The sequence below is a fragment of the Pedobacter ginsenosidimutans genome (assembly GCF_001442625.1).
Taxonomy (GTDB): Bacteria; Bacteroidota; Bacteroidia; order Sphingobacteriales; family Sphingobacteriaceae; genus Pedobacter; species Pedobacter ginsenosidimutans.
This window is the reverse complement of record NZ_LMZQ01000010.1, coordinates 84,410-96,665: the sequence shown is the minus strand read 5'-3', so window position 1 is coordinate 96,665 and position 12,256 is coordinate 84,410. Positions and strand designations below refer to the sequence as shown.

The following is a 12,256-nucleotide window of genomic DNA, read 5'->3' as shown; positions in this document are numbered from 1 at the left end:
AAGGTTAAGCAGCCTGGACATTTCAACTTTACCACATTGAACCTTTAACAATAGAAAACATAACATTACAAAAATGAGTTTAGAGATAAAAGTTCCACCTGTTGGTGAGTCGATAACCGAAGTTGTTTTATCACGTTGGATAAAAAACGATGGCGATGTTGTTGAAATGGATGAAGTTATTGCCGAATTAGAATCGGATAAAGCAACATTCGAATTAACTGCAGAACAAGCTGGAACTTTAAAAACCATAGCAGCTGAAGGCGATACATTAGCCATTGGCGCAGTAGTTTGTAAAATTGAAGATGGTGGTGCAGCTCTGGCGAAAGCTGATGCGCCAAAGGCTGAAGAAAAGGCTGTTGTTGCTGAAGATAAAACTGCGGCTCCAGTTGTCGAAAAATCAGGCGAAAGCTATGCTACAGGAACTCCTTCTCCTGCTGCCGGTAAAATTCTTGCGGAAAAAGGAATTGATGCTGCTGCTGTAAAAGGTACTGGTGTTGACGGTCGTATTACTAAAGACGATGCTGTTAAAGCTGAGGCTGGCAAAAAAGCAGAAGCACCTAAAGCAAGTGCTCCGGTTGTAGCTGCTGTTCCTGCAGGTAGCCGTGGCGAACGTCGTGAGAAAATGTCTCCACTACGTAGAACAGTTGCAAAACGTTTAGTTGCTGTTAAAAATGAAACCGCAATGTTAACTACTTTTAACGAGGTTAACATGAAGCCGATTATGGATTTACGCGGAAAATATAAAGATCAGTTTAAAGAAAAATTTGGTGTTGGTTTAGGCTTCATGAGCTTTTTCACAAAAGCCGTTACTGAAGCATTAAAAGATTTCCCTGCAGTTAATGGCCGTATTGAAGGTGAAGAATTGGTTTACAACGATTTCGCTGATATTTCTATCGCGGTTTCAGCTCCAAAAGGTTTAGTGGTTCCGGTAATCCGTAATGCAGAAAGCATGACTTTAGCTCAGATTGAAAAATCGGTGTTAGAATTGGCTTTAAAAGCACGTGATAGCAAATTAACTATCGAAGAAATGACTGGCGGAACATTCACCATCACTAACGGTGGTGTATTTGGTTCAATGATGTCGACTCCAATTATTAATGCACCACAATCGGCTATTTTAGGTATGCACAACATTGTTGAGCGTCCGGTAGCTGAAAAAGGTGAGGTGGTAATCCGCCCGATGATGTACGTTGCTTTATCTTACGATCACAGAATTATCGATGGGCGTGAGTCGGTTGGTTTCTTGGTTCGTGTGAAACAATTGTTAGAAGATCCGGCTAGATTATTATTGGGTATCTAACCCCTAAATCACCTAAAGGGGACTTAAATATTTATAGAAAGTCAAGATAAAGAAGTCAAGTTTTAATGGCCAATGTGCTATAAAAAACTTGACTTCTTTTTTATGCCTGAAAAATGAAATTAACGTTCAGCTTAAAATTTCTCTTTATTTTTCTCGCGATTCTCATCGTAGAAATCTTAATTGGCAAATACCTTCATGATGCTTTTGTCAGGCCTTTTGGCGGAGATGTATTGGTTATTATCCTGATTTACGCATTCTTTAGGATTTTCCTTAAAACCAAAAATAAGCAGTTAGCATTAGGTGTCTTAATTTTTTCTTTCGTAATCGAGTTCCTCCAAAAGGCAAATTATGTTACCTGGTTTGGTTGGGAAAACAACAAATTAATGAGTACTGTATTGGGCACTTCTTTTAGTATTTACGACCTGCTCGCTTATTTTGTAGGATATCTGATCTGTTTATTGTTTAAGGATTGAGTAAAGCGTTTTTCTTATTTAGACAACACTTTAATTGGTTTTAAATCCAATTGTTTAAATTCTACTTCACTACCTTCTGCTTGTAAAGCAATCTGCCCGCTACTCGCTGTGCAATTTGTACCATAGTTTACCAGTGTACCATTTACCCAAACTTTAACTTCGTTATTCAAACATTGAATAACCATGGTATTCCATTCGCCAAGAGGTTTTTCACTGTCGTCTGTTAGGTTTTTAATTCGACGGAGTTTATTCCCATTTACACCCCAGTTTTCTTGAGGCCCACGTCTGGTAACCATATCAGGCACTGTAATGTCTTCTTCGATACACCAGAAATCGCCAGCATCTTTATGTTGCATCTGCACTTCCAGTGATTTTGGAAACATACCATACAGTGCCCTAGGTGTTGATGCATGAACTAAAACACCACAATTACCTGGTTTGCCAGCAAAGCGGTATTGTACCGTTAACTGGTAATTTTTATAAATTTTATCGGTTATTAAATGTCCACCTGGTGTACCTAAACTTACCAACATACCATTGCGTACAATAAACGGATTAATGGTATCAGGCTTTTTGTCCATGGCAGGTACATCTACATGCCAACCGTTTAGATTTTTCCCGTTAAAAAGGCTTTTTTGGGCAAATGCAGAACTGCTAATAATAACTAATAATAAAAGGGCGTAGTAAAGTTTCATGATATATTTGGTTTTTGTATACCAAATATATTTTAAAAAATTGGAATACTGTAGTGATGGTTGTCATCCTGAGCGATCAGTTTTAGAAAAAAACAAAGGAGTTGGTGACAGGTTAAGATAAATCGTCATCTCGACCGCAGTGGAGAGATCTTTTAATATGGCCCAAAGATCTCTCCACTCCGCGTTGCTACGGTCGAGATGACGACCGATTTTATAAATCTGTCATTCGATAGCTATCGGCCTTAATTTTTCTGATGAAAGGGAGTTAAAGCACAAGCTGTATTGGCAGAAAGGATAGCGGGAACTAATTTAAATATCTGCTTCTGTACCTGCTTTCCAAAACCTTATTGCTGTTGGTATTTGTGAGTCCTACAATAAAGATTGCTTCGTCGGCTGAAAAAGCCTCCTCAGCAATGAAGATTCTATAAAAAAGCCCATTTCAATTAAGAAATGGGCTTGTATATTTCAAACGTTTAAGATGCTGAATCAAGTTCAGCATGACGAGACGCAAAATTTAATCTTCTACAATCTCACTGTTGATACTCACATCGTCTTTTACATCTTCTTTAAAGTAGTTTTTCTGGAAGATGAGGATCAGTATCACGCCTACTGAAATGGCAGCGTCAGCAAGGTTAAAAACAGGCCTGAAGAAAACAAACTCTTCGCCTCCCCAAATTGGTATCCAGCTAGGGAAGTGGCCTTCTGCAATCGGGAAGTAGAACATGTCTACTACACGACCGTGAAACCAGTTTTCGTAACCATAAATCTTTCCGTAAAATACAGAATCAATAATGTTTCCTAGTGCGCCAGAAAAAATCAGTGCAACATTTAGAATTAAACCGCGGTGATATTTATGCTTAATTAGGTAATGTAAGCCATAACCAATTCCTGCAACAGCTGCAATACGGAAAAGTGATAAGGCTAATTTGCCAAATTCACCACCAAACTCCATCCCAAAGGCCATTCCATTATTTTCGGTAAAATGGATAATACACCATTTGCCAATAATATGGAACTCCTGACCAAGGTACATGTGCGTTTTAACCCAGGTTTTCACCAGCTGATCGGCCAGTAAAACTAAAAAGATAACAATTAAAGGTTTTGTATAGCCCTTCATTAACTCTGCTTTAATTTAGCTTCCATGCTTAAAGTTGCATGAGGAACAGCGCGTAAACGTTCTTTTTGGATTAATTTTCCGGTTTCGCGGCAAATACCATAAGTTTTGTTCTCGATACGCACCAATGCATTCTCCAGGTTGTCTATAAATTTTTTCTGACGTGCAGCCAATTGATTGATCTGCTCTTTTTCCATTGTTGCAGAACCGTCTTCTAATGTTTTGTACGCACCTGAAGTATCTTCTGTTCCGTTTGCGTTTGGATTACTCAAAGAAGTGGTTAAAGAGTTAAGTTCCTCTTTCGCCATGCGTAATTTATCTTGAATTAATTCTTTAAATTCTTGTAATTCACTGTCTGAGTAGCGTGTTTTGTTGCTGTTTTCCATGTCCTTTTTCTAATTTTCTAATATATGGATTTATATTTTAGTTACTGAAATGCTTAACTCAACATCGTCGATAACGATTTTGTTTGCATTATTTACAGTATCTGTTAATTCAAATTCATCGGCCAATATTTCCGCGCAAATGTAATCCTTGTTTTTGGCAACTGCGCTGGCTACCAAGTTATCATTTTGTAACGAAACTTTAATCCTATCTGTTACTTCAAAGTTTAATTCTTTTCGCAAGTTCTGGATACGGTTAACCAATTCGCGCGAAATACCTTCTTGTTTCAGCTCTTCCGAGATGGTAACATCCAAAGCAACAGTTAAACTGCCCAGGTTGGTTACCTGCCATCCCGGAATATCTTCCGCAAAAACTTCTACATCATCATTTAAATTGATGGTAAATTCTTCGCCGTTATTGCCAACTACGATTATGAAGCCATCATTTTCTAGACGTTGGATATCATCCTGATTTGAATTTTCTAAAGCCTCTTTAACCAGGCTCATATCTTTTCCAACTTTTTTACCCAACGATTTAAAGTTTGGTTTCAGTTTTTTCTTAACGATACCATGTGTATCGGTAATGAACTCGATATGTTTTACATTCGTTTCAGAAAGGATATAATCCGCAACCTTTGATATTTTTTGTTCGAAATCGCCACTTAAAGATGGAATTAAGATTTTCTCAAGTGGTTGACGAACATTGATGCCCGATTTTTTACGCAGCGATAAAATCATCGATGAAATATCCTGGGCATAAACCATACGCTCGTTCAAATCGGTATCAATCAAACTTTGATCAGCCTCTTTCCATAAAGTTAAGTGGACAGATTGTTCCGCATGTGCATCGGTAACGGTTAAGTTTCTGTATAACCAATCGGCAAAGAAAGGTGCAACAGGGCTCATCAACTGTGCTAAGGTTTCTAAACAAGTATATAATGTTTCGTAAGCTGCACGTTTATCATCGGTCATTTCGCCTTTCCAGAAACGGCGACGACTTAACCTGATGTACCAGTTACTCAAATGTTCATCAACAAAAGCCTGAATAGCGCGGGTAGCTTTTGTTGGTTCGTAAGTGTTGTAACTTTCATCAACTTCGTTAATTAAGGTTTGCAACAACGATAAAATCCAACGGTCTAATTCCGTTCTGTCTTCAACTTTGCTCAGGTTGTTTTTGTCGATCTCGAATTTATCGATATTGGCATACAGGGCAAAGAAAGCATAGGTATTGTAAAGCGTACCGAAGAATTTACGGCGCACTTCAGCAATTCCATCAATGTCAAATTTTAGGTTATCCCAAGGATTTGCATTAGAAATCATGTACCAACGCGTAGCATCAGCACCATACTCATTAATGGTTTGGAATGGATCAGCAGCATTCCCTAAACGTTTAGACATTTTTTGTCCATTTTTGTCTAGTACCAGCCCATTCGAAACTACATTTTTGTACGCTACTTTATCAAAAACCAATGTAGAGATCGCATGTAGGGTATAAAACCAGCCACGCGTTTGGTCTACGCCTTCGGCAATAAAATCTGCAGGGAAATCTTCATTTCCATCAATTGTTTCTTTATTCTCAAAAGGGTAGTGCCACTGCGCATAAGGCATAGCACCAGAATCAAACCAAACATCAATTAAATCACTTTCGCGGCTCATTGGTTTGCCCGATGGAGATACTAAAATAATTTTGTCGACCACGTTTTTATGTAGATCGATTAAATCATAGTTCTCTTCAGACATGTTTCCGATTTCGAACCCCTTAAAAGGATTTTCTTTCTGGAAACCAGCTGTTATAGATTTTTCAATGGCATTATAAAGTTCCTCAACAGAGCCAATTAATACTTCTTCTTTTTTATCTTCAGTTCTCCAGATTGGCAAAGGAATTCCCCAGTATCTCGAACGTGATAAATTCCAATCGTTAGCGTTTTTTAGCCAGTTTCCAAAACGACCCTCGCCAGTCGATTTTGGTTTCCAGTTAATGGTTTCATTAAGGTCGAACATTCTGTCTTTAACATCTGTAACTTTAATAAACCACGAATCTAAAGGATAATATAAAAGTGGTTCATCAGTTCTCCAGCTGTGTGGGTAACTGTGAACATATTTTTCTACCTTAAAAGCTTTATTTTCTTCTTTTAATAAAATAGCAATTTCTACATCAACCGATTTTTCAGGTGCTTCGCCAGCATTGTAATATTCATTCTTTACATATTTGCCTGCAAAAGGGCCAACATGTTGGGTAAATTTACCCTGTAAATCTACTAATGGAACTGGGGTGTCATTCTCATCTAATACCAACATTGGTGGTACTTCCGGAATGGCTTCTTTAGCTACTTTAGCATCATCCGCGCCAAAAGTAGGGGCAGTATGAACAATACCGGTACCATCCTCAGTAGTTACAAAATCTCCAGAAATTACTCTAAATGCATTTTCAGGATTTTGGTATGGCAGTGCGTAAGTTAATAATTGTTCATATCTAATTCCAACCAATTCACTCCCTTTGCATTCGGCAAGTATTTGATAGGGGATTTTTTTATCGCCAGCTTTAAAATTTGTAAAATCTTCAACTTCATTGCTTTCAAAGAAAATTTTACTAAACTGTTTGCCAACCAGGTTTTTTGCCAAAATTACATTCGTTGGCAAAAATGTATACTGGTTGAACGTTTTGACTAAAACATATTCGATTTTTGGTCCAACCGTTAAAGCAGTGTTTGATGGTAAAGTCCATGGAGTAGTAGTCCACGCCATCAGGTAAATGTCTCCAAATGTTTGTAAAAACGGAGGTAACGTATTCGCTATTGCCTTAAATTGAGCAACAATCGTTGTGTCTGTAACATCCCGGTAAGCTCCAGGCTGATTTACCTCATGCGAACTCAATCCTGTTCCGGCTTTTGGAGAATAAGGCTGGATAGTATAACCTTTATAGATTAATCCTTTATCGTAAATCTGCTTCAAAAGCCACCACACCGATTCCATGTATTTCGACTTATAGGTAATGTATGGATCATCCATATCTACCCAATAGCCCATTTTTTCAGTCAGGTCGTTCCACACATCAGTGTAGCGCATTACTGTTTTTTTACAGGCTTCGTTATAGTCTTCAATAGAAATAGTTTTACCAATATCCTCTTTGGTAATCCCTAATTCCTTTTCAGTTCCAAGCTCAACAGGTAGGCCATGTGTATCCCAACCGGCTTTTCTCTTAACCTGATAACCCTTAATTGTTTTATAGCGGCAAAAAATATCCTTAATTGCACGCGCCATTACGTGGTGAATCCCCGGCATGCCATTAGCAGACGGTGGCCCTTCGTAAAAAGTAAACGGATTAGATTTAGGACGGGAAGAAATACTTTTTTCAAAGATATTTTCCTTTTTCCAAAAATCCAGTATTTCTTGCCCTATTTTGGCAAGTTCCAATTGTTTAAATTCGCTATACATCAATCAAGTACCTCAAAAAATTAAAGGTTGCAAAGTTAACAGAATTGACTGAATTTTGGTAGTTTTGATGTAAATACTTTTAATGTGAAATTATTTAATATCGGGCTTACATTGATGATTGTTGCCGTAATTGCCTTGCCAATTGTTGCGGTAATAAACCCTTCAGACCGGGATTTCGTACTTTATGCTTTTTATTTCTGCGGCTTGCTCGAACTAATCGGGCTTATTTTTGTTTTAATCCATATTGTAACACTAAAAAGAAAGAACCCATGATTAAGCTCTTAAAATTGCAAAAAGCCGTTTTCATCCTCATAGCTGGCGTACTTTCTTTTATCGCCTATAAAATTTTGGATGCAAATGAGGTAAAAGGAAGTATCTATTTACAGATGCTGGCAGGCGTGCTGGTTATTATTGGTGCGCTGTGGCTGTTATATCCCATTTTATTTGCCAAAAAGGATAATGATGGTAATGCCGAAATCATTACCGATCCAACGGTCGAAGTTCCGGTAGATGAAGAGGATCAAAAGCCTGCATCCGAATAAACCTTACCCTCATAGCCTTTGGGTTTAAACCCAAGGCCATGAAAAAAATAAAATCCACATAGGGGTAAATTTCTTGTGAGTTGTATTAGCTCTAAATAACAAATAGAGATAACTATGATTCCTGCATTAATTATTTGGCTCTGCAAGAAATATTTTGCTCCAAAAACCTATAAAACATTTTCTTCCAAAAACCCAGTCCATCCAAAAAGTGTTGCTTCGCTGCTCTTTCTTATCTGTTCATTTTCATCAGCTTTTGCACAGCAAAGTAAATTTAACATCAAGCGTAATGGCGAAGTAATCGGTCAGATGTATTTCCAGCAGAAAGACGATGGCGATAATGTTTATCTAAAAATAACATCGAAAGTACAAACCCGTTTTGTTTTCAAAATTGATGTAGAAACGGAAGATGTAGCACATTTTAAAAATGGCAGGCTCCTTAACTCAAATGTAAATCGGGTAGTGAATGGCAATGCAAAAGAGGCTAAGAAAACAAGTTGGGTAAATAATGTTTATCAGCTTAAAACAGGCGATAAAATCAGTACAATAAATCAGCCCATCAGTTATAATATGATGCTCTTGTATACCAAAGAGCCTGTTAATATTCCCGAAATTTACTCAGACAACTTTCAGTGTTTTATTCCCATTCAGAAAAACGGGGCACATCAGTACCGGATCAATCTTCCCGATGGGAATTATAACGACTACCATTTCGAAAACGGAATATGTAAACTGGTAGTTGTAAATCACTCCTTGTACACCATTAGAATGGAGAGGGTTTAATATGGAAACAGTAGCAAATAAATACCTGAGGGTTTTGGTTACGGGTGCATCAGGCTTTATCGGCCGGAAGTTAAGTTTTACCCTTGCAGAGATGGGCTATGATGTAGTAGCACTTTGCAGAAATGTTAACCATCCCTTTCTTATTCAGCACCGAAATATCCAGTTTGTAAAAGGCGATGTTTTGGAACCTGAAAGTTTGGAAAACGCAATGAAAGATTGTTATCAGGTTTACCATACTGCAGCCATGGCCAAAATGTGGTGCCGGTATGAGCAGGATTTTTACGATGTGAATGTAATCGGGACTAGAAATGTGCTCAGCTGTGCATTAAAATTGGGTGTAGAAAAAGTTGTGCATACCTCAACTTGCGGGGTGTGGGGACCAACACTAAACCTGCCAGTTTCAGAAAACGACCCAAGGGCAGTCGGCTTCCCGATCAGCTATGAGCGCACAAAATACCTCGCTGAATTAGAGGTGAAAGAATTTGTAAAAAAGGGATTGGAAGTGGTAATAGTAAACCCATCAAGAGTATATGGCGATGGACCAATTACGGATAGTAATACGGTGAGTAAAATGGTTACAGGTTATATAAAAGGTACATGGCATTTTATTCCTGGCGATGGAAAAACAATTGCCAACTATGCTTTTGTAGATGATGTGGTAGATGGGCATATTGCGGCCATGCAGAATGGCAGGAATGGCGAACGGTATATTTTGGGCGGTGTTGATGTTTCTTTTAATAGTTTTTTCGGTACATTAAGGCAGATCACAGGTAAAAAAAGAAGTTTATATAAAATCCCGGTAGGCATTATTAAGGCTTACAGTTTGCTGGAGGCTTTAAAATCGAAGCTTTTTAACCTCACCCCATTTTTTCTGCCAGAGTTTGCTGACAGGTTGAAATGTAATCAGCAATATTCGAGCAATAAAGCCATTGCCGAACTAAATTATCGGATAACGCCTTTTGCAATAGGTTTAGGCAAAACTATTAATCACTTTAAATCTAATTAGGTTAAAATTATCGTCCTCGTTTGCAACGAGGATGATCGGGAACCACATTTGTAATGTGGGTAGCGGGATTCAAAAGTAGATAAAATCGACAGCCTGCGTCCCCGTTATTCCAAAGGAATCACTTTGCGACATACGGAGACGGTATATAAAAAACATAAAAATGAAACAATTAACAGTATTGATTACAGGTGCAAGCGAGGGCCTGGGGAAATCTTTCGCTATCGAATCGGCCAAACGTGGTTTAGGTTTGGTATTGGTTTCGCTACCAAATAGTGGACTAGAACATTTAGCAAACTACCTGCGTGTAAACTTTAACAGTAAGGTGTTCTGCATCGAAATGGATTTGACCAAAAATACCTCCGCCAGCGAAATTTTCGAAAAATTAATGGCGAATAAGATCGAGGTAAATGTTTTGATCAATAATGCTGGTTTAGGGAACTGGAGTTGGTTTGAAGATAAAAATGTCGATTTTTACAGAACACAGATCGACCTCAACATTACCAATACGGTTTTGCTTACGCGGTTATTTTTAAACCATATCGATAAAAGTGAGGCAAGCTATATTTTAAATGTTGGCAGTTTGGGCGGACATTTTATCGTTCCAAAAAAACAGGTTTATGGGGCAACCAAATCTTTTATCGGTTATTTTACCCGTTGTTTGCAGCTCGAATTGAGCGGTACAAATGTGCATATTAGTTTACTTAGTCCTGGTGGCATTAATACGAAACCCGAGCTGTTAGTGATGAATAATGAGTTAAAAGGTTTCGCCAAGGCTACTATCTTAGAGGCCGATTATGTTGCCAAAGCAGCCATGGATGGTATGCTTAAAGGCAAGAAAGAAATTATACCTGGTTTTGCAAATCGTTTTTTGGTGATGTTGGATAAAATTATCCCCGGCTTTTTAAAAGAAATTATAATTAGGCGTAAATTGAAATCGATTTTAACAACATAGATTTAAACTAAAACCTGTAAGGTTTTAAAAACCTTGCAGGTTTAGCTTTATGGAAAGTAACGACACCAATCTTATTGGATTAATTAAAAGCGGTAATAAACAGGCTTTCGACGAAGTGTTTTTAAAGCATTTCAAAAGCCTGCATGCCTATGCTTTTACCATAATTAAAGAAAAAGATGATGCCGAAGAAATTGTTCAGAATGTGTTTGTGCGCATCTGGACGAAAAGAGCGCAACTTAAAACAGATGGATTTTTAAAACCGTTTCTTTATCGTTCGGTGCACAACGAAAGTTTAAACTACCTCAAACATCAAAAAGTGAGATCGAATTTTAACGTTCATTATGCCGATGCTGTGAAAAACGATACAGGAAACTTAAATACAGAAATCATGGCAACAGAACTGGAAAAGAATATCCATTCGGCAATAAACGAGCTGCCCGAAAAATGCAGAAATGTATTTCAGTTGAGCAGGTTCGACCAGATGAAATATCAGGAAATTGCCGATGCACTAAATATTTCTATTAAAACGGTAGAAAACCAGATGGGGAAGGCTTTAAAGATTTTGCGCCTTAGGGTAGTAGATTTTCTGATCCTCATTTTTATTTTATTGAAATAAGCTTATGGATAAAAACTATACACATATTAACGATGATCTGCTTGCAAAATACTTGCTTGGGGAAGCTACTGCGCCTGAAAGTGAGCAGGTTGAAGCCTGGGCAAAATCAAACCCCAATCACCTCAAACAATTAGAAGATTTCAGAACGATATTGGAGAAAAGCAAGCTGCAGATTGATCCCGAAATTGACGAACATCAGGCTTTAGATCGGTTAAATGCTCGTTTAGAAACTGAAAAAAAAACGATCAGCTATACATTTATTTTACGTTGGGTAGCTGTGGTATTTATATTTTTTAGTGCCGGCTTATTTTTCTACAATAATTTAATCGGCAATAAAATAAATGTTAATAGTGGCGAAAATACTTTAACGCAGGTATTGCCTGACGGATCTACCGCTATACTGAATAAACAATCTTCTATATCTTTTATAGGCGGGTTTTTTAATAAAACCCGCGATGTTAAACTAAGGGGCGAAGCTTTTTTTAAAGTCAGCGCCGATAAGTCGAAACCATTTATCATTAGTGTTAATGATGTTCAGGTAACTGTTGTAGGCACCGCATTTAATGTGAAAAGTGATGGGGCAGCTGTTGTCGTAATTGTAGAAAGTGGAATCGTTAAAGTGAACAATCGAAATGACAGTGTGCGTTTAACTGCAGGAGAGAAAGTAGAAGTAAGTCAAAATCAGCGGCATTTATCTAAAGGAGAAAATCAGGGTAAATTGTACAATTACTATTATTCGAATGAATTGCTTTGTGATGGAACCCCGCTTAGTGAATTAGTTGCCGTACTTAATCAAAAATTTAAATCCAATATCGTTATTGTAAATCCTGAATTAAAAACACTCCCTATAAGCACAACTTTTAAAGATGAATCGCTTAAAGAAATCCTGACAGTTATAGCTGAAACTTTTAAAATACGAGTTGAATACGGGCAGGATACGATTAAACTTAAATAAGAACC

13 protein-coding genes are annotated in these 12,256 nt (G+C 37.7%); 9 read left to right on the top strand and 4 right to left on the bottom strand.

Translation table 11 applies throughout. The features are described 5' to 3' along the window. The first annotated feature begins 73 nt into the window (after positions 1–73). The gene (gene odhB, locus ASU31_RS14990) at positions 74–1,300 is read left to right on the top strand and encodes a 2-oxoglutarate dehydrogenase complex dihydrolipoyllysine-residue succinyltransferase (protein WP_057933102.1); all 1,227 of its coding nucleotides are present in this window, start codon (positions 74–76) and stop codon (positions 1,298–1,300) included. A gap of 113 nt (positions 1,301–1,413) precedes the next feature. Continuing rightward, on the top strand, positions 1,414–1,773 hold the full coding sequence (locus ASU31_RS14985; RefSeq protein ID WP_057933101.1) for a ribosomal maturation YjgA family protein: 360 nt from the start codon (positions 1,414–1,416) through the stop codon (positions 1,771–1,773). A 14-nt stretch (positions 1,774–1,787) separates the two neighbouring features. Here ASU31_RS14985 and ASU31_RS14980 read toward each other — a convergent pair whose 3' ends face one another. From ASU31_RS14980 to ileS, 4 genes are all read right to left on the bottom strand, one after another. After that, positions 1,788–2,468: a 3-keto-disaccharide hydrolase gene (locus ASU31_RS14980; RefSeq protein ID WP_157258028.1), complete on the bottom strand. Its 681-nt coding sequence runs from the start codon at positions 2,466–2,468 to the stop codon at positions 1,788–1,790. 514 nt (positions 2,469–2,982) lie between these two features. After that, positions 2,983–3,585 (bottom strand): lipoprotein signal peptidase, encoded by a 603-nt coding sequence (locus ASU31_RS14975; RefSeq protein ID WP_057933099.1) that lies wholly within the window; start codon positions 3,583–3,585, stop codon positions 2,983–2,985. Continuing rightward, positions 3,585–3,968 (bottom strand): TraR/DksA family transcriptional regulator, encoded by a 384-nt coding sequence (locus ASU31_RS14970; RefSeq protein WP_025144123.1) that lies wholly within the window; start codon positions 3,966–3,968, stop codon positions 3,585–3,587. Before ASU31_RS14970 ends, ASU31_RS14975 begins: the two co-directional genes overlap by 1 nt. Positions 3,969–3,998: 30 nt before the next feature. Then, a complete protein-coding gene (gene ileS, locus ASU31_RS14965) occupies positions 3,999–7,400 on the bottom strand; it encodes an isoleucine--tRNA ligase (protein WP_057933098.1) in 3,402 nt (1,133 codons plus the stop codon). 84 nt (positions 7,401–7,484) lie between these two features. On the opposite strand from ileS, the gene ASU31_RS27520 reads away from it, so the two are divergent. The 7 genes from ASU31_RS27520 to ASU31_RS14935 all read left to right on the top strand — a co-directional run bounded on the left by ASU31_RS27520 (position 7,485) and on the right by ASU31_RS14935 (position 12,251). Continuing rightward, positions 7,485–7,673: a hypothetical protein gene (locus ASU31_RS27520; RefSeq protein ID WP_131031924.1), complete on the top strand. Its 189-nt coding sequence runs from the start codon at positions 7,485–7,487 to the stop codon at positions 7,671–7,673. Next, the gene (locus ASU31_RS14960; protein ID WP_209434996.1) at positions 7,670–7,942 is read left to right on the top strand and encodes an isoleucyl-tRNA synthetase; all 273 of its coding nucleotides are present in this window, start codon (positions 7,670–7,672) and stop codon (positions 7,940–7,942) included. Before ASU31_RS27520 ends, ASU31_RS14960 begins: the two co-directional genes overlap by 4 nt. 114 nt (positions 7,943–8,056) lie before the next feature. Next, positions 8,057–8,722, top strand: coding sequence for a DUF6134 family protein (locus ASU31_RS14955; RefSeq protein ID WP_057933097.1), 666 nt, complete (start codon positions 8,057–8,059; stop codon positions 8,720–8,722). A gap of 1 nt (position 8,723) precedes the next feature. Continuing rightward, positions 8,724–9,728: an SDR family NAD(P)-dependent oxidoreductase gene (locus tag ASU31_RS14950; RefSeq protein WP_057933096.1), complete on the top strand. Its 1,005-nt coding sequence runs from the start codon at positions 8,724–8,726 to the stop codon at positions 9,726–9,728. A gap of 160 nt (positions 9,729–9,888) precedes the next feature. Next, complete coding sequence (locus tag ASU31_RS14945; protein ID WP_057933095.1) at positions 9,889–10,680, top strand: SDR family NAD(P)-dependent oxidoreductase; 792 nt, start codon at positions 9,889–9,891, stop codon at positions 10,678–10,680. Positions 10,681–10,729: 49 nt separating this feature from the next. Then, complete coding sequence (locus ASU31_RS14940; RefSeq protein ID WP_083505374.1) at positions 10,730–11,296, top strand: RNA polymerase sigma-70 factor; 567 nt, start codon at positions 10,730–10,732, stop codon at positions 11,294–11,296. A gap of 4 nt (positions 11,297–11,300) precedes the next feature. Continuing rightward, positions 11,301–12,251, top strand: coding sequence for a FecR family protein (locus ASU31_RS14935; RefSeq protein ID WP_057933094.1), 951 nt, complete (start codon positions 11,301–11,303; stop codon positions 12,249–12,251). Positions 12,252–12,256 lie beyond the last annotated feature (5 nt).

Excerpts from the sequence above, each read along its gene's own strand:
- ASU31_RS14945 (WP_057933095.1), top strand. The coding sequence starts at position 9,889 with ATGAAACAATTAACAGTATTGATTACAGGTGCAAGCGAGGGCCTGGGG.
- ASU31_RS14960 (WP_209434996.1), top strand. The coding sequence starts at position 7,670 with ATGATTAAGCTCTTAAAATTGCAAAAAGCCGTTTTCATCCTCATAGCT.
- ASU31_RS14985 (WP_057933101.1), top strand. The coding sequence starts at position 1,414 with ATGAAATTAACGTTCAGCTTAAAATTTCTCTTTATTTTTCTCGCGATT.
- ASU31_RS14975 (WP_057933099.1), bottom strand. The coding sequence starts at position 3,585 with ATGAAGGGCTATACAAAACCTTTAATTGTTATCTTTTTAGTTTTACTG.
- ASU31_RS14955 (WP_057933097.1), top strand. The coding sequence starts at position 8,057 with ATGATTCCTGCATTAATTATTTGGCTCTGCAAGAAATATTTTGCTCCA.
- odhB (WP_057933102.1), top strand. The coding sequence starts at position 74 with ATGAGTTTAGAGATAAAAGTTCCACCTGTTGGTGAGTCGATAACCGAA.
- ASU31_RS14940 (WP_083505374.1), top strand. The coding sequence starts at position 10,730 with ATGGAAAGTAACGACACCAATCTTATTGGATTAATTAAAAGCGGTAAT.
- ASU31_RS14950 (WP_057933096.1), top strand. The coding sequence starts at position 8,724 with ATGGAAACAGTAGCAAATAAATACCTGAGGGTTTTGGTTACGGGTGCA.
- ileS (WP_057933098.1), bottom strand. The coding sequence starts at position 7,400 with ATGTATAGCGAATTTAAACAATTGGAACTTGCCAAAATAGGGCAAGAA.
- ASU31_RS14980 (WP_157258028.1), bottom strand. The coding sequence starts at position 2,468 with ATGAAACTTTACTACGCCCTTTTATTATTAGTTATTATTAGCAGTTCT.
- ASU31_RS14970 (WP_025144123.1), bottom strand. The coding sequence starts at position 3,968 with ATGGAAAACAGCAACAAAACACGCTACTCAGACAGTGAATTACAAGAA.
- ASU31_RS14935 (WP_057933094.1), top strand. The coding sequence starts at position 11,301 with ATGGATAAAAACTATACACATATTAACGATGATCTGCTTGCAAAATAC.